General features: G+C 48.8%; 17 protein-coding genes, 1 tRNA gene and 1 riboswitch. Of the genes, 9 read left to right on the top strand and 9 right to left on the bottom strand.

The features are described 5' to 3' along the window. The first annotated feature begins 16 nt into the window (after window positions 1–16). The 3 genes from TREAZ_RS14085 to TREAZ_RS14075 all read left to right on the top strand — a co-directional run bounded on the left by TREAZ_RS14085 (window position 17) and on the right by TREAZ_RS14075 (window position 4308). On the top strand, window positions 17–2137 hold the full coding sequence (locus TREAZ_RS14085; protein WP_015712557.1) for a glycoside hydrolase family 3 C-terminal domain-containing protein: 2121 nt from the start codon (window positions 17–19) through the stop codon (window positions 2135–2137). A gap of 33 nt (window positions 2138–2170) precedes the next feature. Beyond that, window positions 2171–2243: transfer RNA gene (locus TREAZ_RS14080), tRNA-Ala, on the top strand. Window positions 2244–2385: 142 nt separating this feature from the next. Then, window positions 2386–4308 carry an N-6 DNA methylase family protein gene (locus tag TREAZ_RS14075; protein ID WP_015712556.1) on the top strand — a complete coding sequence of 641 codons (1923 nt, stop codon included), beginning with the start codon at window positions 2386–2388 and terminating at the stop codon, window positions 4306–4308. 45 nt (window positions 4309–4353) lie between these two features. On the opposite strand, the gene TREAZ_RS14070 is transcribed toward TREAZ_RS14075, so the two are convergent. Then, complete coding sequence (locus TREAZ_RS14070) at window positions 4354–4836, bottom strand: PTS sugar transporter subunit IIA (protein WP_015712555.1); 483 nt, start codon at window positions 4834–4836, stop codon at window positions 4354–4356. A gap of 70 nt (window positions 4837–4906) precedes the next feature. Then, on the bottom strand, window positions 4907–5230 hold the full coding sequence (locus TREAZ_RS14065) for a hypothetical protein (protein ID WP_015712554.1): 324 nt from the start codon (window positions 5228–5230) through the stop codon (window positions 4907–4909). A 71-nt stretch (window positions 5231–5301) separates the two neighbouring features. Here TREAZ_RS14065 and TREAZ_RS14060 point away from each other — a divergent pair, with 71 nt between their 5' ends. Then, on the top strand, window positions 5302–6438 hold the full coding sequence (locus tag TREAZ_RS14060) for a glycosyltransferase (RefSeq protein ID WP_015712553.1): 1137 nt from the start codon (window positions 5302–5304) through the stop codon (window positions 6436–6438). Between the two features lie 19 nt (window positions 6439–6457). Here the strand turns inward: TREAZ_RS14060 and TREAZ_RS14055 are convergent, their stop codons facing one another. Both TREAZ_RS14055 and ilvE read right to left on the bottom strand, forming a co-directional pair. Continuing rightward, a complete protein-coding gene (locus TREAZ_RS14055) occupies window positions 6458–7750 on the bottom strand; it encodes a BamA/TamA family outer membrane protein (RefSeq protein ID WP_015712552.1) in 1293 nt (430 codons plus the stop codon). A 56-nt stretch (window positions 7751–7806) separates the two neighbouring features. Next, a complete protein-coding gene (ilvE, locus tag TREAZ_RS14050) occupies window positions 7807–8895 on the bottom strand; it encodes a branched-chain-amino-acid transaminase (protein WP_015712551.1) in 1089 nt (362 codons plus the stop codon). Window positions 8896–8989: 94 nt separating this feature from the next. Here ilvE and TREAZ_RS14045 point away from each other — a divergent pair, with 94 nt between their 5' ends. Together TREAZ_RS14045 and TREAZ_RS14040 are read left to right on the top strand one after the other, a co-directional pair. After that, window positions 8990–9868, top strand: a complete 879-nt coding sequence (locus tag TREAZ_RS14045; protein WP_015712550.1) for a YitT family protein — start codon at window positions 8990–8992, stop codon at window positions 9866–9868. A 4-nt stretch (window positions 9869–9872) separates the two neighbouring features. Beyond that, window positions 9873–10652 carry an amidohydrolase family protein gene (locus TREAZ_RS14040; protein ID WP_015712549.1) on the top strand — a complete coding sequence of 260 codons (780 nt, stop codon included), beginning with the start codon at window positions 9873–9875 and terminating at the stop codon, window positions 10650–10652. Here the strand turns inward: TREAZ_RS14040 and TREAZ_RS14035 are convergent. The 5 genes from TREAZ_RS14035 to TREAZ_RS14015 are packed head-to-tail and all read right to left on the bottom strand — an operon-like array spanning window position 10639 to window position 16746. Beyond that, entirely contained in the window at window positions 10639–12831 is a 2193-nt protein-coding gene (locus TREAZ_RS14035; protein ID WP_015712548.1) for a methyl-accepting chemotaxis protein, read from the bottom strand. The two genes, TREAZ_RS14040 and TREAZ_RS14035, sit on opposite strands and share 14 nt — an antisense overlap. Window positions 12832–12873: 42 nt before the next feature. Then, the gene (locus tag TREAZ_RS14030; RefSeq protein WP_015712547.1) at window positions 12874–13935 is read right to left on the bottom strand and encodes a polyamine ABC transporter substrate-binding protein; all 1062 of its coding nucleotides are present in this window, start codon (window positions 13933–13935) and stop codon (window positions 12874–12876) included. After that, window positions 13932–14744 carry an ABC transporter permease gene (locus TREAZ_RS14025; RefSeq protein WP_015712546.1) on the bottom strand — a complete coding sequence of 271 codons (813 nt, stop codon included), beginning with the start codon at window positions 14742–14744 and terminating at the stop codon, window positions 13932–13934. The genes TREAZ_RS14030 and TREAZ_RS14025 overlap by 4 nt, the downstream gene beginning before the upstream one ends. Further along, a complete protein-coding gene (locus TREAZ_RS14020) occupies window positions 14741–15616 on the bottom strand; it encodes an ABC transporter permease (RefSeq protein WP_015712545.1) in 876 nt (291 codons plus the stop codon). Before TREAZ_RS14020 ends, TREAZ_RS14025 begins: the two co-directional genes overlap by 4 nt. Further along, the gene (locus TREAZ_RS14015) at window positions 15613–16746 is read right to left on the bottom strand and encodes an ABC transporter ATP-binding protein (protein WP_015712544.1); all 1134 of its coding nucleotides are present in this window, start codon (window positions 16744–16746) and stop codon (window positions 15613–15615) included. The genes TREAZ_RS14020 and TREAZ_RS14015 overlap by 4 nt, the downstream gene beginning before the upstream one ends. 80 nt (window positions 16747–16826) lie before the next feature. Here TREAZ_RS14015 and TREAZ_RS14010 point away from each other — a divergent pair, with 80 nt between their 5' ends. The 3 genes from TREAZ_RS14010 to thiE all read left to right on the top strand — a co-directional run bounded on the left by TREAZ_RS14010 (window position 16827) and on the right by thiE (window position 19568). After that, complete coding sequence (locus tag TREAZ_RS14010) at window positions 16827–17570, top strand: DUF1638 domain-containing protein (RefSeq protein ID WP_015712543.1); 744 nt, start codon at window positions 16827–16829, stop codon at window positions 17568–17570. A gap of 68 nt (window positions 17571–17638) precedes the next feature. Then, window positions 17639–17748: riboswitch (TPP riboswitch) on the top strand. Window positions 17749–17782: 34 nt separating this feature from the next. Then, window positions 17783–18949, top strand: coding sequence for an SLC5/6 family protein (locus TREAZ_RS14005; RefSeq protein ID WP_015712542.1), 1167 nt, complete (start codon window positions 17783–17785; stop codon window positions 18947–18949). Continuing rightward, a complete protein-coding gene (thiE, locus tag TREAZ_RS14000; RefSeq protein WP_015712541.1) occupies window positions 18942–19568 on the top strand; it encodes a thiamine phosphate synthase in 627 nt (208 codons plus the stop codon). Before TREAZ_RS14005 ends, thiE begins: the two co-directional genes overlap by 8 nt. The last annotated feature ends 5 nt before the right edge of the window (window positions 19569–19573 follow it).

Genomic DNA, 19573 nt, shown 5'->3' with positions numbered 1-19573 from the left:
CAAGAAGGATTAAACCATGGATAGAGAATCTCGTATAAAAGAAATGATTTCCAAAATGACCCTGGAAGAAAAAGTCTCCCAGCTGAGCTATGATGCGCCCGCGGTGGAGAGCGCAGGCATCCCGAAGTACAACTGGTGGAACGAATGTCTCCACGGGGTTGCCAGGGCAGGTCTTGCCACGGTTTTCCCCCAGGCCATTGCCCTGGCTGCGACTTTTGACGAGGCTTTTATCCGGAGCGTGGCCGATGCCATCTCCGACGAAGGCAGGGCGAAGTACAACGAGGCGGTGAAGCGGGGAAACCGCAGCCAGTACTACGGTCTTACCTTCTGGACCCCTAATGTCAACATTTTTCGGGATCCCCGCTGGGGCAGGGGGCAGGAAACGTACGGCGAGGATCCCTACCTCACGGGCCGCATAGGCCTGGCCTTTATGAAGGGCCTTCAGGGCGATGATACTGAACACCTCAAGGTGGCCGCCTGCGCCAAACATTATGCTGTCCACTCGGGGCCTGAAAAATTGCGTCATACATTTGACGCGGTTGTGTCCAAAAAAGATCTTTTCGAAACCTACCTTCCGGCATTCAAGCTCCTGGTCGAAAACGGGGTTGAAGCGGTCATGGGCGCGTATAACCGCACCTTGGGCGAACCTTGCGGGGGCAGCACGTATTTATTGAAAGAAATACTGCGGGGCAGATGGGGCTTTAAAGGCCACGTGACTTCCGACTGCTGGGCCATCAGGGATTTCCATGAAAACCACAAAGTGACCAAGAGTCCTGAAGAATCCGCCGCCATGGCCCTGAACGCGGGCTGCGATCTTAACTGCGGCTGTACCTATCCCTACCTCACGGTTTCGCATAAGAAGGGCCTGGTCACCGACGAAACCATTGACACCGCCCTGACCCGGCTTCTCCGTACCCGCTTTAAGCTCGGGCTGTTCGATCCGCCTGAGCAGGATCCCTACCGTAACCTGGGTAACGATATTGTGGGCTGTGAAAAGCACCGCAATCTGGCGCTGGAAGCGGCCCAGAAATCCATAGTGCTCCTCAAGAACGATAGCAACATTCTCCCTCTCGACGATTCAGCCAGGAAGATACTCCTCATGGGGCCGGGGGCGGCAAATATACTAACCCTGCTTGCCAACTACTACGGCATGAGTTCAAGGCTTGTCACCATACTCGAAGGGCTGGCTGAGAAAATTAAAACTAAAACCGCGATTAGCTTTGAATACCGCCAGGGTTCCCTCATGTACGAACCGAACCATCTTTCCAATGTGCCCTTTGGAAGCACCGGCGTCGATGCCGAAGCTCCCATCTACGGTCTGGATGAAATTGACCTGGTCATCGCTGTTTACGGCCTTGACGGTTCCATGGAAGGGGAAGAAGGGGACTCCATTGCCTCAGATGCCAATGGCGACAGGGATACTATTGAATTACCGTCCTGGCAGCTTAATTTCTTGAGAAGGATCAGGAAGGCGGGCAAGAAAGTTGTATTGATACTAACAGGCGGTAGCCCCATAGCCTTCCCCGAGGATCTTGCGGATGCCGTACTCTTTGCATGGTATCCCGGCGAGCAGGGCGGGAACGCGGTAGCGGACATTCTTTTTGGCGATGTAAGCCCCTCGGGCAAGCTTCCCATAACCTTCCCCCAGTCCACGGCACAGCTCCCCCCTTACGACGACTATGCCCTCAAGGGACGCACCTACCGGTACATGAAGGAGACGCCCCTCTATCCCTTCGGCTTCGGACTTTCCTACACCAGCTTCCGCTTCGATTCGGTTGAACTTTCAAGCTCCAAGATCAGCGCAGGAAACTCCGTGAAAGCCAAAGTCCAGGTTTCCAATACCGGGAAGCGGGATGCAGAAGAAGTTGTTCAGCTTTACATTGCCAAGGACAACCGCAGTGAAGATGAGCCCGCCTCCTCACTCAGGGGTTTCCGCAGGCTCAAGATTCTGGCAGGCAAATCAGCCTCGGTAGAGATCGAGCTTCCTGCATCTGCCTTTGAAACCATTAACGCAGAGGGGGCGAGTGTTCTCATCCCCGGTTCCTACACGGTTATAGCGGCTGACGCCGCGCCTCTCCCGGTTTCAGTCGAGAAAGGCGCAACCAAGCCGGTGACGGCGAAGGTTCAGTTGACTTAAAAATCACTATTTGCTAAGCTATTTTGGCTTAGCGGGGCATTAGCTCAGTTGGTAGAGCGATAGGTTCGCAATCTATAGGTCGGGGGTTCGACTCCCCCATGCTCCAATGGTGTAATTCTTTATGGGATAAAGAATTACACTGAGGTTGCCCTTTTCCGTATGACAAAAAAACGCATAATTCAGGCCGGGACTATTGGCGTAAAAACGGATGCATTGACAAGGTCAAAATGGGATAATACCATTTTTGTATGGAAAATTTGTTAAAAAAGGAACAAATTGGAGAAAAACTCGGTATCTCTTTGGCTACTGTTAATAATTGGATAAAAACACAGGTTATTCCCCCGCCCGATGTATCTGACCAGTATAGCCAAAGCGCATTTGCATCAATAATAAATAAGATAAAAGATGAGCCATCACGTCTAAATTCCAGAGCCAATCGTTCGTTGTTGGAAAAGAAATATATATGCTATTTGGGGATAACTGAAAAATCAAGAAAATTATTATTAAATAATATAGTAAGAGAATTTGAAATGCATGAACTTTCATTAAGCGACGGTGTATTGGCATTGGTATTGGCAACCTTACGAACAAATAAAATAATCGATAACGATTGGCAAGTAAATAAAGACACGCGTCTTGATTCATTTTTATCGGCATGGATAGCGGAAAGCAAAAATATCGATTTGGTTAAAGCCCTTTATTCAAAATTTGAAATAACCAATAAAAATGATGATATTCTTGGAGCGTTTTATCAATCTATTCAAAGTATTTCGCAAAAATCCACATTTGGATCATATTATACCCCCTCCAAATTGTTAAAAGAAATAAATATCCCTAAAGATAAAACCATTCTTGATCCATGCTGCGGCAGCGGTGGGATATTGATTGGAATATTGACGAAGGAACATGATCCCTCAAAAATATTTGCACGGGATGTTGATGAATTAGCTTTAAAAATATGTTTTATAAATCTGGTTCTCTATTTTAATGATAAAAATCTATCGGCACATATAATCAAGCAAGATATAGCGTTTGCTGATTCGGAAGATTTTCATTTTGCTTCAGCCGGACAAAAACAAGAATTTGATTTTATTGTTACCAATCCACCATGGGGTAGTAAATGGACTAAGTCTCAAAAGGAGTGTCTTCTAAAATTATACCCGGAAATTAAAACAAATGAAATATATAGTATTGCTTTGTATAATGCAATGACCATGCTCAAGAGTAATGGGAAATTGTATTATTTCCTTCCCCATAGTTTCTTAAATGTGGCGGCGCATCATAATATTCGGTATTGTATTTTAAATAATGATAATAAAATATCAATTAAATTACTTGGGAATGTTTTTAAAGATGTTTTATCTGAAAGTATTTTGCTTCATATTGAAGCTGGGAGAAAAGATAATAATATACATATAAAGGATAAAGATGGCAATATATATCAATTATCAAAAAATGATATTATTTCGCCTGATTATATTATAAGCGCAAATATTAATGATTATGATTCCATTTTAATAAATAAAATGTACAATACTGAACATGTTGATTTGAAGAATAATGCTTCCTTTGCCCTTGGCATTGTTACAGGAAATAATGCAAGATATATCCTGCAAAATTCCATGAAGAATTCGGAGCCAATATTTCGCGGCAAGGATATACAAAAATATTACTATGAATCTCCCCAATGTCATATCGTGTTTAGTCCTGGTTGTTATCAGCAGATCGCGCCAATTGAATTTTATCGGCAAAAGAAAATAGCATATCGATTTATTAGTGATACATTGATCTGTACGCTTGACTGCGGCAATGCGCTGTTATTGAACAGCGCCAATCTTTTTATACCTCATAATTACCCCATGGAATCAATTGTGGGTTTGCTTAACAGCGATATATATTCGTTTATTTACAAAAAAAAATTTCATTCCCGCAAAATATTGAAGTCCCATTTGCAAGATTTGCCATTGCCAATACTGACTGCAAAGGAACATAAAAATATATATGCTATGTATCGGAAAATGATACTCAAAGAAAAAAACACGCAGGGGTTTCAGGAAAATATCGATAAAATTATTCGCGGTTATTTTTCAATAGACGATGAACAGTATGGGTATATTAAGGGAGAGCTAAATGGAGATACTCTAACTATAAAAGCACTGCGAAATGGATAAATTTTCATTCGTGGCGAGGGGGTATTAACCCCCGAGTTCAATTCCTTATCCCGCTGCCAGCATTGGCGCTTTTGCAAGGTTCTGCAGGTTAAGCATACCCTGAATTTCTTCAACTGTCCTTTTCCTTATTAAATCAGCGGCGAACTGGGGGGTATCCAAAAGCTGGGCTAAATGCTTCAGCACCCTGAGGCTTTGGCTGCAGCTTTCGGGGTTGGCCAGGAGCATGAATATCAAATGTACCGGCGACCCGTCCAGGGCGTTATAATCTATCCCTGATCGCGAGATGCCTATGGCGCCTATAGCTCCTCTTGCTGAAGGACACAAGGCATGGGGCACAGCCACATGGGGCATGATGCCGGTACTCATTTGGGATTCCCTTGCGGTTAGGGCTTCCAGGGCCTCTTCGGTGTTCAGTTCGGGTTGAACATTTTGTATGGCTTCCAGCAATTCTTCAAAAGCATCTTGTTTGGTTTTGCTTTTGAGATCCGTGTTTATTGCATCTTTGTTAAATACTTTTATTAACAGCATAAATATACCTCACCTTCCTTAAACTCGATTGCAGAGTCAGAACTAAACTGATAAATAGGAGGGATGAGTATCAGATTCTGAGTTTGATGAGTATGTTGTTTCTCAGGACCATGCCCTTGTTTGCTGTTTTGGCAAACAGCTGGGTTACAAAAGGCATAGCTTTGGAATTGGAATTCCGGTTTATGTCCAGATCCTGGGGTGTGTTCATGCGCGCCGGGGTGTTTCTTTCAAAGCTTGCAGTGACAAATTCCCGTATTCCCTCATCGGACAGAACATCGTTTCCGTTGCTCAGCACGGACATGGATGCCAGGACACGAATCTCGGCGCCTGCCTGCCTTTGAAGGAAGATAAGAGATAGAAGCATCATCACCGCAATGATCGAAGTCCGTTTCATTGTCTAAAATTTATTGAATCTCACGGCTTGTGTCAACCCTTTGGAGAGGGTATGCTTGCATAGTGACCTTAATGCTTTTGTACAATATATTCCGCTTCGGTTTTGCCCTGGTTTTTGTTGGCCTCCACGCTGCCCTTATGGCAGGTCTTTATATGGAATGGAAACGGGATAAAAGGGCCCGGTTTAACCCTGCGGCGGTTTCCTGGATGCCCAAGGTTACGGTTATCATTCCTGTCCATAATGAGAGCAGCCGTATGGAAGGCATATTCCGAAGCCTTGAAACCCAGGATTACCCTGAGGCTGAATTTATTTTTATTGATGACAGGTCTTCTGATGAGAGCGCCCAACTGATATCCGCCTTCCTTAAAAACAAGCCTTCCATGCGCCTGATTAGCCTGACTGAAAACCCGGGATTCAACCACAAGCAGTTTGCCCTTGCCAGGGGCATCGAGGTTTCTTCCGGGGAATTTTTCCTTTTTACCGATGCGGATTGCGAAATTCCCCAGGGCTGGATAGCCGCTATGGTGAAACGCATGGCCGACAAGAAGGTAGGGGCGGCCATTGGGCCGGTGCTGAAAAGATCGGGGGGGCAAGGTTTCTTCCATTTATATCAGTGTTTTGAGCATGGGGTGCGGTTCATGTATTTGGCAGGTTCTACAGGCCTCGGGGCTGCGGGAGGGGGGTTTGGAAACAACCTCATCCTGAGGCGTGCAAGCCTTGAAGCCGTTGGAGGCTACGAAAGCATCCCCCCTTCGCCCACCGAAGACGCTGCCCTGGTATCCAGGATTCGGGCCTGCTCTGATTTTCAAATCAGGGCAGCCCTGGGCCCGGATGTTCACGTGATCACCAAGGGTGAACTGGGGTGGAAGGATTTCATCAATCAAACCCTGCGCTGGAATAACGGCGGTCTTTTCAGCCCCGATTTTTCGACCCGTTTGAACTTTGGCTTTCTCATGGTAACTATTTCCATGGGCATACTTGCCATTCCATTCCTGCCTTTTTTCCCCTCAATCTGGCCTCTGCCTGCAGCAGTAATACTGTCAATGACGGCTGACACTATTGCTACTCTCGGCCTCTTTGGCGTTTCCCTTCCCAAGAAAGGACCAGCTTACATACTGCAGCTGCTGTTTACGCCTGTGTATTTTACTTTTCTTACTATTATTGGTTTTTGCGGAATAAAGCCTGAATGGAAAGGAAGCAAAATGTAAGGTTTACGCCGGCGAGCCGCTAAAAGCTCATGCCCAGGCTGAAGGACCCTTGAAAATAATGAGCAGTAATATTGTATGCCCCGCCTACAGTCAGGGCAGGTATTGCCAGTTTGCTCATGTAAAATGAAATACCCCCGGCTATGCCCTGATCAAACTGGTTTTTGAGGATAGAGCCATCCGACCAGGCAGCCTGCCATGACAGCAATGCTGAAAGAGTGCCGAATGAAAATTTGAAAATGTATTTTTCCAGCCCCAAAGAAGTCCCCGCAAAATTTTTGGCTTTATAACCCGAAGGCAAAATATTCACCTGTGCGGCAAAAGGGGAAGATTCCTGCAATACAGGCGCATCAGGCGACCAGATGCCTCCGGCCTTGAAATTCAGCCTGAAACCCGGGAGTAGGGATTTTTCCCAGATTCCCCTGAAGCTTAGGGAATGGAAAGAATCGTAGTCCAGGCCCGCTGTCCACTCGTAACCCAGGGAAATGCTTTGCTGGGAGAGGAGGTAGCCATCCCAGTTGCTTTTCCGTATGGAAAGATTGGTTTCTGTTTTTAAATAGCGCCCGCCTTCAATGGGGCCGTTTTGGGCTTCTTCCTTGTTTTTTAGGATCTGCTCTTCAAAACCAAGCCCCACAGAAAGATTGAGAAAACCGAAAAAGGCATAGCTTAACCCGCCGGAGCCGCCGAAAGAATCAAGATCAAAAACCCGGAGATTGTTTTTATTCTGATCCGTGTCATGCCTTTCCTGGCGGGCAAACATGCCCATGAGGCGCCAGCCTGGGAGATAATCTGTCCGGGGGTTGTGCATGTATCCTCCGGTTACCATCCATTCCTGTTTGGAGTACATGCCGCCCACAAAAAAAATATCCCTCAGGCCGAAGGCATTCATATCGCCAAAAAAGCCTCCGAAACTAAAACCATTGGAGCCCGCCATGATCATGGGGATGGGAAAGATGGACCACTTTTCCCTTACCGTTACATGGAGAATGGCTTCGTTGTTTTCTTCTATTACTTCTACCTCAAGGGGATCCAGAATCCCGGTGTCTATCACCGCAGCTTTGACATCATCAATGTTGAGATTTTCCGCTTCCATGCCGATGAATTTTTTCAGCGCTTTTTGGGCTACATGAGGCTTGGTACGTTTTAGTCCGGTAATCGAAACCGCGCTGATGCGCAGGTTTCTGTGAGCTTCCCCATTATCATCCGCAAATATAAAACCAGGCAGAAATAACACCACTATAAAAAATAGCACATTCACGCCGATGCTTCTGAAGAGGAAGTGATTATTATTCGTCATGTATCCTTCTTTTTTCAATCTTCAGAATATACAACACCGGCGGAAAGAAAAATTGCACCTTCCATCAGATAAGATTAAACGGGAACATGAACCATCCAGCCCTTGGTATCAGGCAGGGTTCCGTATTGTATGCCCTTGATGGTATCCCGGATTTTTGAGGTGAGCTCGCCAACCTTGCCGCTGTTGAATACAGCCTTCTTCCCCTGATAGCTAAGCGACTCTATGGGGGTCGCCCCAGCAGCAGTGCCGCTGACAAAACATTCTTTTGTTTCCGTCATGGCTTCTTCCCAGGAAATTTTCCGTTCCGAGATTTTTACCTTCAGGTCTTTGGCAAGTTCGATAATGGAAGCCCTGGTGATGCCGGGAAGTATGGTGTCCCCCAGTTCGGGGGTTGCCAGTTCCCCTGATTTAAGATAGAAAAAAATATTACAGGAGGAACCTTCTTCAATATATTTGTGATTAATCGCATCAAGGAACACGCATTCCATAAAGCCCGCCTCGGCAGCCTCGTGCTTTGCAAGGGCTGCGATGACATAGTTGGAGGCAGCCTTAATCCAGCCTGTCCCCTTTGGGGTAGCCCTGAGCCTGTCGGTGATAATCGCATCGGAATTGCCCCCCGAGAAATAGGAACTCACCGGGCTTGTAACTATCATTACCCAGGGTGCACTGCTGATATTCACCCCTATGCCGCCTTCGGCCAGGGTAAAAGGCCGTATATAAATGGAATCGGCGCTCTGGAAGGAATCTTTTTCCCATTCAGCTTTATAGCTAGGCTTAAAGCCCATTGCCGCATTGCGCTTAACGGTTTCCACGCAGGCTTTGACAAATTCATCCTCCGGGAAGGGCGGCATGTAGAGGCCCTTCATGGAACGGTAAAACCGTGAGGCGTTCCTGTCGGGCCGGAAAATGGCCAAGCCCCCGTTTTTTTGGGGCAGAGCTTTGATGCCTTCAAAACAGCCAAGGCCGTACTGGGTTGTGTAATTCACCAAAGGCATATCAGCATAAAAATTCCGCGAATCCGCCAAGGCGTCCCTTTCGGCCTCGCCCATGGCTGCTTCTTCGTCAGCTTTTTTATGGGGCTTTTCTATGTATTCCCCGGACCATTTTCCATCTCCGTATTTGGCCCGGTACACCACCGGATAGCTGCTCAACGCAAAAGCCATAAATTCCTCCTTGAAAAAGCAAAAAAGATATCTTTTCGGAGATATTACTACTAAAAGAATAGTCAAGGCAAGGCTCTTTTAGTATTATGACAGTATGCCAAACAATCAGACGGCCTTATACACCCTGAAGCGTGTTGTTCTTCTCCTGGCGGGCTCGGTTCTCATGGCCTTTAATATCAACACCTTTGTCCATGCAGGGGGGCTCATACCCGGGGGCTTCACGGGCCTTACCCTGCTTATCCAGGAAATTTGCTGGCGTTATGGACATTTCCATCTCCCCTTTTCTGTTATCAACTACACCCTGAATGCGGTCCCTGCGGCGATTTGCTTCAAGTTTATCGGGAAAAAATTCGCCCTCTATTCCTGCCTCATGATTGTCGTAAGCGGCCTTCTCACGGACTGGATGCCCGCCATGTTTATCAATTTTCTCCAGCTTCACGACACGCTCCTTTCGGCAGTCTTCGGCGGCCTTCTCAATGCCATCTCCATAAGCCTCTGCCTCTATGCCGATGCCACCAGCGGCGGCACCGATTTTATCGCCATCTTCATTTCCGAAAAATACCGCAAGGATGCATGGAACTATATTTTTGCCGGGAACTGTGTCATCCTGATTCTGGCTGGCTGGCTTTTTACCCTGGACAAGGCCCTCTATTCCATCATCTTCCAGTTTACCACCACAGCCGCCCTCAAAGCCCTTTACAACAGCTATCAGCAAAAAACCCTCCTCATCATCACCAATAAAAGCGATGAGATTTACGCCCTCATCCGGGACGTAACTAATCACGGGGCAACTTCTTTTGACGGCTTTGGCAATTACGATAAGGCCCACCGGGTAATGCTTTACTCTGTGGTCTCGGCCAACGATGTAATACCCCTGATAAACGCCATCAAAAATGTTGATCCCAACGCCTTTATCAATGTGATTAAAACCGAACAAGTAAACGGCCGTTTCTACCAAAGGCCCAAGGATTAGAACCATGATAATAGATTTTCATACCCACATTTATCCTGACAAGATTGCCTCGAAGGCTGTGGACAGCATCCATGATTTTTATAAACTCCCCATGGAAAGGGACGGGACTGTCCAGGATTTGGTAAACGCGGGCAAAGAGGGCGGCATAGACCGCTTTGTTGTTTTTTCAGCTGCAGCGGTGCCCGCCCAGGTGAAGCGCATCAATGAATACATCGCTTCATGCTGCAAGGATCATCCCGAGTTTACAGGCTTCGGCACACTTCACGCAGGGCTGGAAAACCCGGAAGAAGAGATTGAGCATATCGTGAGCCTTGGGCTTAAGGGGATTAAGCTGCATCCTGATATGCAGGAATTCAACATTGATGACGAAAGGATGATGAAGATTTACGCCCTTCTCGAAGGGAAGCTGCCCGTGGTTTTTCATACCGGCGATTACCGTTATACCTATTCCCATCCTTCCCGCCTTGCCCATGTGCTGGACGAGTATCCAAAACTTATTACTATTGCCGCGCATTTCGGAGGCTGGTCAATGTTCGATCTGGCCCTGGAATATTTGGAAAAGCGTTTCTGTTATTTTGATGTTTCAAGCGCTATTCCCTTTTTGGGGAAGAGGAGATCTGTGGAACTTATCAGGATATACGGCGCAAAACGTTTCCTCTTTGGCTCTGATTTTCCCATGTGGGACCCCGGAAAGTGCCTTGAAGAATTCCGGGGCCTTGGGTTAAGCGAAGAGGAAAATGAGCTTATCCTCTATAAGAATGCCTTGGAGATTACTCGATCTTGAATTTTGCGACCTCGCTGATAAGTCCGTCGATGTTGTCTTTATTGGCCCCGCTTATTTCGTTGACCCGGTTTACAGCGGTATTTATCTGATCAGCGCCGGCAGCCATTTCTACCATCCCATTGGATATTTCCTGGCTTATGGATTCCAGGGTCTTGCTGCCGGATATTACTTCCTGGCTGCCCGAGAGCATTTCCGTTGATCCGTTTTTTACCTGGCCGGTGATTTCGTTAAGATGTCCTACGGCGTCCAGAATCTGCTTGCTTCCTTCTCCCTGTTCTTCCATGGCGCCGCGGATTATTTCTTCCTGCTGGGCCACGGTTTTGACTCCATGATCGATAGCGCCAAACCGGATCAGCACTTCGTCAGCGGATTTGATGATCTTTTCGATGGAAGCTTTGATCTTCTTGAGTACGTCCGAAATGGTCTTGGACTGCTCTCCGGAACTTTCGGCGAGTTTGCGGATTTCGTCGGCTACTACCGCAAAGCCTTTGCCCGCTTCCCCGGCATGGGCTGCTTCAATGGCAGCGTTCATGGAAAGGAGATTGGTCTGGCTGGCGATATTTTCCATTACCGCGTTGATTTCCAGGAGCCCTTCGGATTCCCGGTTGATTTCCTGAATGTCGGCGGATACTTCCTGCAGCCCCGACCGGCCTATTTCGGAAGCATCGGCCAGTTCCTTTACGTTGTCGGCATTTTTAATCAGAGTCTGGGTTACGGATTGAATATTGGCGAGCATTTCTTCGATGGCAGAAGAAGACTGGGCCACGCTGCCGGACTGGCGATCTATATGACTGTTAAGCGCATTGATATTGCCGGTGATTTTTTCCATGGCGTCCCCGGTTTCCTCCACACTGGCGGTCTGGTTGGCAACCTGGGCTTTCATGCTCTGGATATTGGCGGTAATCTCGTTGATTGCCGCAGCAGTCTGGTTCATGTTGGCCTGGAGTTCGTTTCCGATGTCCGAGAGGGAAACCGATTTGTCTTTAATTACCCCGATAAGACCCCGGATCTTGTCGATAGTGCCGTTGAAGGAGGCGGTCATGTCCCCGATTTCATCTTTGGTGTGGATATCCAGCCGCTTGGTAAGATCCCCGTTCCCTATGTCGTTAAACATCCCAATCATGTATTTGAGGGGACTGCTGATGGAACGGGCCATAAAGAAGGCTGCAGCGGCGGTAACCAGGATCATGATCCCCCCGATGACTAAGCTCAGAAAGAGCATCTGATATATGGGAGCGGTAATGATGCTTTCGGGAATCCCCACCATCAGGGTCCAGGGGGTGGTCGATTTTCCCACAGTAATGGGGATGCAGGTAAAAAACATATTAGCATCAAGCTGGTTTACATGATTGGTAAAGGTTAATCTTTTGCCCTGCTCTACAGCGTCCGCAAGCTGGCTAAGGTAAGGCCCTGCCACATCTCTTTCACTTTCGGTCAGGGCTTTTCCAACCCGGTTCCCGTCGAAGTGAGCGCTTACCATACCGCCGTTACTGTAAACCATGGCGACGCTTCCCGGGTAGGGCTTTATTTTGCTGACCTGATCCTGAATTGCTACAAGGGAGAGATCGATATTTATGGTCCCGATAAAACGGCCGGAATTTTTTATCGGCACAGTAACGGTGGTTATCAGTTGATCCTGGCCGTCAATGGGATACCAGTAAGGTTCATCCAGGGTTTCTTCTCCGGTTCGCTTGGGAATCAGATAATAATCGCCGTCTCCCGGGGTATCATAATCCACCAGGGGATCCAGGAAGACGCCATCCTTGGTCCGGTACCAATAGGGGATAAACCTGCCGGTCTCGTCAGTTCCTTCGGTATTTACAAATTGGGCGTCAAGGCCGTCCAGGGCGTTAGGTTCCCAGATATTGGAAGCGGCGGCAATCTCGGGATTTTTTTCGACCAGGGTTCTGACCAGCATATTGAAAAAATCCCGCCGTTCGCCTACCGGCACCTGTTCATACTGTTCCATGATTTGGGCCACAGTGCGAACCGCATCCATGTAAACTCCCAGCCAGGCCTGAATTTCCTTGCCGTTTTCACCGGCAAGGTTGGTAACTTCGCTGGTAATAAGAGTGTTGATTTCCTTCCGGGCGTTACTCAAGATGGCGGTGACCAGAATACCGGTACCGATAATATTGAGAGTGATAATCATTATTATCAGTTTTTTTCCAATCTTCATCTTGTGCTCCTTAAGGGAAAATGAATCAACACACTTTATGCGTTAATTACCCGCGGCAGTCTTAAAGGCTGTCCAAATCTTGGAATGTTCCTCGTCAGCTCTGGGGCTGATGTTCTGGATCATTTCCATATCCAGATTGAAGCCTGCAGGCAGGGTGAGGAAGTCCTTATATTCAGGGCTGATGTAGGAATCAGAAGAAGTCCAGGTACTGTAGTAGCCCAGGTATTCAAAACATTCGGCGCCTCTCTGTGCGTCCATAATATAGTTGAGGAAGGCATAAGCAGCTTCGGCGTTGGGGGCCTTGCTGGGAATGAAGCCCGCCATGATGCCAAAGCCTATTCCTTCTTTGGGGAATACCACTTCGAGATTCGGGTTCTCAATCTTCGCCATGGTTACCTGGGAGGTGTACATTACCGCCGCGGAAATTTCTCCGGAGATAATTTCGTCCTGGAGGTTATCGTCTTTTATAAGCCTGATATTCGGGGCCAAGGCTGTGAGCCTGTCGCCGGCAGCCTGGATATCTGCAATATTTTCAGTGTTGTAACTCTTGCCCAAAACCTTGAGGGCCATGCCGTTTATCACCCTGTAGTTTTCGATGGTGCCAATGCTGTTTCTAAGGCTTGGGTCCCAAAGATCGGCGTACCCTGATATCTTCACTTTTACTGTGGAAGGATCGTATACGATGGTTTGAACCCCGGCGCCGTAAGGCACAGTGTATTCATCCCTGAGGTCGTAGAACTGCTTCTGATAAATGGGATTGATGCCGCTGTAGTTTTTAATTTTTGATTTGTCCAGTTTTTGCGCCAGGCCCTTTTCGACGGCGGTCTCGATAATGTAGTCGTCGGCTATGACCAGATCGTAATCCCCGCCCCCTGCTGTCTCAAGCTTGGTGAGCATGGTTTCGTCATAATCAAAGTTGACATAATTTATCCGGATTCCCGTCTCTTTTTCAAAGCCGTCGAGAATCTCCTGGGGGAACATCTCCGACCAGGTGTAGAGGGTGAATTCTTTCTTTGCCTGCTTGTCTTTGGACCCGCCCGCAAAGAGAATCGATGGGATTACTAAGATAAAAGCCAATCCCAACATAACCGCGATCTTCTTCATTTACTTTGCTCCTTTTTTGGCGTCTTTACCCTTATACGGGCAGCCACTGTTGATAGTATACACAAAAGAACTGTGGCCGCAAAGACCAGGGTGCAGAGAGCGTTGGTCTTCGGGGTGACCCCTGTTTTCATCTGGGAATAGATGCGTATGGGCAATGTATTGGTATGGGGCCCTGTCACAAAGACGCTGATGATCACATCGTCGAAACTCATGGCAAAGGAGAGGAGTATGCCTGAGACAACCGCAGGAAGTATGAGGGGGAAGGTGATGTCCCTGAAGGCCCGCCATTCGTTGGCGCCCAGGTTGCGGGCAGCCTCGGCAAAGCTTTTGTCCAGCCCTGCAAGCCTCGCCTTTACAAGAAGGTAAATGTAGGGTATGCAAAAACAGGTATGCGCCAGAATAAGGGTGAGCATGCCCAGGGGCAGCCCCAAAAGGGAGAAGAAAGCCAGCATCACCATGCCCAGAATAATCTCGGGTATCATGATGGGGAGTATGGAAAGGTACTCCATGGCCTTGCCGATTTTTCCCGGCGGAGGCTTGAGCCTTGCCATGCCCACAGCCCCCAGGGTTCCGATGACCGCAGCCGAGAAGCTTGAAATCACTGCCAGCACCAGGCTGTTCCTCAATGCCTCGAATATGGCCCTGTCCCGGAAAAGCTCCCTGTACCAGCTCAGGGTAAAACCGCTCCACACCGACGAAAGCCTGCTCTGGTTAAATGAGTACACTATTACCAGCACTATGGGGACATACATCAAAGTCAGGAGCAAAGCGATGTAGATTTTCCTGCCCCTTCCTTTTGCGCCCCTCACACCAGCCCCTCCAGGTCGCCCGACCTTGTGAGCCTTCTATATAAGAAGATAAATAAACTGGTCATGGCCATAAGCATCACGCTGAGGGCTGCGGCATAAGGCCAATCGTGGGCTTTCATCAATTGCTCCTGTATGACATTCCCCACCAGTACCACCTTGTTGCCTCCTAGAATATCAGCAATGAAGAAAAGCCCCATGGAAGGGATGAAGGTGAGGACTATGCCCGAAAAAAGCCCCGGCATGGTGAGGGGGAAGCTTACAGTGGCAAAAGCCTTGAACCGTGAAGCCCCAAGATTGCGGGCCGCTTCCACAAGAGCCCAATCCAGCTTTTCCGCGCTTGCATAAACCGAATAGATCATGAAGGGGATGAGGGCGTAAACCATGCCCGTAACCACCGCAGGGTAGGTGTAGAGGAGACGCAGCGGCCCGGAAGCAAAGCCCAATTTGAGAAGCATGCTGTCCAGAACCCCGTTAGCCCTGAACATGATGATCCAGCCGTAGAGCCGCATGAGCGAGCTTGTCCAAAAAGGAATAATGATGAGGAGCATGACCCGCCCCCGCCATACAGGTTTGAGCCTCGCCATATAATAGCCGAAGGGATAGCCCAGGGCGCCGGTGAGGATAGTGGTGGTGAATGCCAGCCTCACTGACTGTGCAAAGGTCGCAAGGTACACCGGCTCCCCGATGCGGGCATAATTCCTTAAAGTGAAATTCGCCGCTACCCCCCAATTCCCTTCCCGCTGCATAAAGCTTAAGACCACCATGTAAATCATGGGGCCCAGCACAAAGGCCAGGGTGAAGATGAACATGGGGAGGGCCGCGTTGAACAGCGCCGCTTTTGGAGGGAGCCGCAGCTTCCCGTTGTTTTTCATTCTGTGTCTTCCACTAAAATCGCATCCTCCGGGGAAGCCCAGTTGGCAAAGACCTCTTCGCCAATTTGAAGGGGCGAATCCATGCCATGGCGTGAAGCGGTTATTTCCCCGCCTTCCTTGAGAACTGCGGTTATACGGAGCTGTCCACCGGTAAAACTGCGGGCAGTAATTCTGGCAAGGAGGCCCTGGCCGCCCGCACTGCCCGGGGGCGAAAGGATTACATGCTCTGTGCGTATTGCAATGGCTGCGGCCTCGCCGGGATTTGGAATGGCAAACGTGTTTGAGCTATCATTTTGCGCTATAGCAGCCTTTACTGTACTGCCGGAAACTTCAATGCCGAGAATAGTTTTTCCATCGGCTTTTTCTTTTGAGATCAGTTTACCCCTCAGGATATTGGCGTTCCCCACAAAGCGGGCAACATAGCTTGTAGCAGGCAGGTTGTAAATATCCGTGGCCGAACCCAGCTGTTCAAAAAAACCATGGCGCATCACCGCTATCCTGTCAGACATGGTGAGGGCTTCTTCCTGATCGTGGGTTATATATATGAAGGTAATTCCCAGCTGCTGCTGTATGCGCTTAAGTTCAATCTGCATCTGCCTGCGGAGCTGCAAATCCAATGCGCCCAGGGGCTCGTCCAGGAGAAGGAGGGGAGGCTTGTTGACCAGGGCGCGTGCCAATGCCACCCTTTGCCGCTGGCCTCCTGAAAGCTCGGAAGGCATGCGTTTTTCATAACCATGGAGCTGCACCAGATTGAGGGCATCCGCGGTTTCCTGTTTTATTTTTCCCCTGGAAGCATGTTTTAATCGGAGGCTGTAGCCAATGTTGGCTTCTACATTCATGTGGGGGAAAAGCGCATAGTTCTGGAAGACCATGCGCACATCCCGCTTGTGGGGCTCATCACCGGACACTTCACGGTTATTAAGGAAAATGCGGCCCTCGTCAGCGGTCTCAAGGCCCGCGATGATCCTGAGGAGGGTGGTTTTCCCGCAGCCAGAGGAACCCAGTATGGTGATGAATTCCCCTTTCTCCACGGAAAGATCAATGCCCCGCAAAATCTGGGTTTCGCCGAAACTTTTTTTTATGCCCTCGACTCTGAGCAATCCCTGTTTTTTGAGTTCCTGTCCACTCACTTCTCCACCATACAAGCATGGTTAAGGGATGTCTAGACAACGCCCAATAAAGCTGCATAAGATGGGCGAATGAGGATGCTATGCTAAGGCTGAAAGTAATTGCCTGCGATGTGTTGAGGCGGGAGATTTCCTATCTGAGCAGCCGCTCGCCCTGCTATGTGGACACTACCTTTTTGCCCCAGGGGCTTCACGAAAATCCCGACAAGCTCAGGGCTTTCCTTGCGGAAGAAATTGAAAAGGCCAACGGCAGTTTCCCCTACCAGCTTTTTGAAAAAAAGATTTCCTACGATTATATAATTCTGGCTTACGGCCTCTGCGACAACAGCATCGTGGGGCTTAAAAGCCTCAATATACCTCTGGCAGTTCCCAAAGCCCACGACTGCATCACCATGATTCTGGGATCAAAAGAACGCTACACAGAGCTTTTTAATGAATACCCGGGAACTTTTTGGTATTCCCGGGGCTGGATCGAGCGATCCCTCCAGCCTGGCAAAGAGCGTTACGAAATCACGTATAAATCCTATGTGGATAAATACGGCGACGATAACGCCGAGTACCTTATGGAGATGGAGCAGGGCTGGTTCAAATCATACAACCGGGCATTTTTCATTAATTGGGAATGTTTGGGCAATTCCGATTTTTACCGTTCCTTCACCAAAGAGAGCGCCGACTACCTCAAGTGGAATTTCAGCGAGGAGCAGGGGAGCCCTTCGTTATTGGAAAAGATGCTAAAAGGCGAATTCAACGAATCTGAAGTGCTCATAGTGCCGCCGGGCAAGGCAATTGCGCCAAGCTTCGACACGGAGATAATCAGGCAGGAATAGCCTCGTCCGTTAAAGAGCCGGGGACTTCAGTCCTTGACATTATTTGTGTTGCAGTAGAGAATGTATCAACAATTTAACAGGGGTGCTGAGCAATCGGCTGAGAAGAAGGGAATTGGCCCTTCTAACCCTTAAACCTGATCCGGGTAATGCCGGCGTAGGGAGAATGTCTTGGCATTTTCGCCTTCGCGTCATACCCATGCGGAGGCTTTTTTATGAAGAAACATACCATGCTTCTCCTGTGGCTCGGCGCTGCCATCTCCATTTCGGAGATCTACACCGGGGGACTTCTGGCGCCGTTGGGTCTTGCCCGGGGGATTGTCGTCATTATCGCGGGCCATATTATCGGTACAGGGCTTTTGGCTTTCGGCTCCTGGGTTTCATATACCCGGAAAGAGAACGCCATGGACAGTGTCGGGTTTTCCCTGGGGAAGGCGGGGGGCATATTGGTGGCACTCTGCAATGTGATACAGCTTACAGGGTGGACTATAGTCATGGTGGTACAGGCAGGGAGCGCCATTGCCGGTGTTTTTACTGATTTTCCGTTTTGGATAATTGCGCTTGTTTTATCAGTATTAGTACTAATTTGGGCATTGATACTGGGTAGTCCCGCAGGAAAACTGAACGAAATCGCAGTAATACTGTTAGCCTGCCTTTGCGTGGTTCTTTTTGCCGAATCTGCGGGGAATGGAGGCGCAGCCCTCTCGGGAACAATGAGCGTAACTCTCGGCATAGAGCTTTCCATCGCCATGCCTGTTTCCTGGCTGCCCCTGGCAGGGGATTATGCCTGCAAGGCCGAATCCGGGACCAGTGCGGCACTGATGCCCTTTATCGGGTATTTTGTGGGCTCTGTCCTCATGTATGGCTTTGGCTTGTTTATCGGGGTGACTACGGGCGGGGATATTTTCGCTTTTATTGCAGGGAGTTCTTTCCGCTTTGTCGCATGCGCTGTTGTGGTGCTATCCACCCTTACGACAGCATTTTTGGATCTCTATTCAGCGGCGGTATCTTCCCGGCAGCTGGTAAAGCCAAAGAATGAAAAGCTCCCCCTCCTGGTAATTGGTTTCTTTACCATTGTTGTTTCGGTTTTCTTCCCGGTTGAGCAATACGGAACTTTCCTTGAAACATTTTTGGGTGCCATAGGCATGGTGTTTGTCCCGGTTTATTCTGTTATCTTTTTGGATTTTATTATGAAGAAAGAACGCTTTGGGAAGGTCCTTCATGTGCCGGGTCTGATTGTTATCGTTATAGGAATGGTTTCTTACCGGCTTTTTTCGAATTTTGAAATCTGGATACCTACTCTTTTATGTATAGCCCTGGTTGCTGTCCTTTACATTCCCCTTTCGCTGTGGTTGAATTCAAAAGGGGCAAAGCTTGCTTAATATCGAAGACCTTAAGCTCTATCTCTGCACTGACAGGGGGCTTTCCCTGGGGCGGCCTCTTGTAGAGACTGTAGAGGATGCAATCGCAGGCGGGGTTACCATGGTGCAGATCCGGGAGAAGGATATTCCTTCCCGGGAATTTTATGATCTCGCTCTTCAGGCGCTCAGGGTAACGCGGGCTCATCATATACCCCTCATTATCAATGATCGCCTGGACATAGCTCTGGCAATAGGAGCGGAGGGCGTGCACCTGGGACAGTCCGATCTGCCCTGCATTGAAGCACGCCGCGTTGGGGGCGAGGATTTTATTATCGGCGTTTCGGCACATACCCCGGCAGAGGCTGTAAGAGCCGAGAGGGATGGGGCGGATTACATAGGCGCAGGCGCGGTATTCCCCACAGGGAGCAAGGCTGATGTCAGCGCAATCATCGGTCTCGACGGGCTCAAGGCCGCAGCGGCATCAGTAAAAATACCTGTCATCGGCATAGGCGGCATTGGCCCCAAAAATGCAGCGGAGGTCATTGCGTCGGGAGCTGCGGGAATCGCGGTTATCTCGGCCATACTTTCCCAGCCCGATATCAGGGAAGCCGCAATGATTCTCAGGCGTTGCCTGGGTTAAGGATG

This window comes from Leadbettera azotonutricia ZAS-9 (assembly GCF_000214355.1).
GTDB lineage: Bacteria > Spirochaetota > Spirochaetia > Treponematales > Breznakiellaceae > Leadbettera > Leadbettera azotonutricia.
This window is presented reverse-complemented; position numbering and strand designations above follow the sequence as displayed.

Excerpts from the sequence above, each read along its gene's own strand:
- TREAZ_RS14035 (WP_015712548.1), bottom strand. The coding sequence starts at position 12,831 with ATGAAGATTGGAAAAAAACTGATAATAATGATTATCACTCTCAATATT.
- TREAZ_RS14005 (WP_015712542.1), top strand. The coding sequence starts at position 17,783 with ATGAAGAAACATACCATGCTTCTCCTGTGGCTCGGCGCTGCCATCTCC.
- TREAZ_RS14070 (WP_015712555.1), bottom strand. The coding sequence starts at position 4,836 with ATGCTGTTAATAAAAGTATTTAACAAAGATGCAATAAACACGGATCTC.
- ilvE (WP_015712551.1), bottom strand. The coding sequence starts at position 8,895 with ATGGCTTTTGCGTTGAGCAGCTATCCGGTGGTGTACCGGGCCAAATAC.
- TREAZ_RS14030 (WP_015712547.1), bottom strand. The coding sequence starts at position 13,935 with ATGAAGAAGATCGCGGTTATGTTGGGATTGGCTTTTATCTTAGTAATC.
- TREAZ_RS14085 (WP_015712557.1), top strand. The coding sequence starts at position 17 with ATGGATAGAGAATCTCGTATAAAAGAAATGATTTCCAAAATGACCCTG.
- TREAZ_RS14040 (WP_015712549.1), top strand. The coding sequence starts at position 9,873 with ATGATAATAGATTTTCATACCCACATTTATCCTGACAAGATTGCCTCG.
- TREAZ_RS14010 (WP_015712543.1), top strand. The coding sequence starts at position 16,827 with ATGCTAAGGCTGAAAGTAATTGCCTGCGATGTGTTGAGGCGGGAGATT.
- TREAZ_RS14060 (WP_015712553.1), top strand. The coding sequence starts at position 5,302 with ATGCTTTTGTACAATATATTCCGCTTCGGTTTTGCCCTGGTTTTTGTT.
- TREAZ_RS14075 (WP_015712556.1), top strand. The coding sequence starts at position 2,386 with ATGGAAAATTTGTTAAAAAAGGAACAAATTGGAGAAAAACTCGGTATC.
- TREAZ_RS14045 (WP_015712550.1), top strand. The coding sequence starts at position 8,990 with ATGCCAAACAATCAGACGGCCTTATACACCCTGAAGCGTGTTGTTCTT.
- TREAZ_RS14065 (WP_015712554.1), bottom strand. The coding sequence starts at position 5,230 with ATGAAACGGACTTCGATCATTGCGGTGATGATGCTTCTATCTCTTATC.
- TREAZ_RS14020 (WP_015712545.1), bottom strand. The coding sequence starts at position 15,616 with ATGAAAAACAACGGGAAGCTGCGGCTCCCTCCAAAAGCGGCGCTGTTC.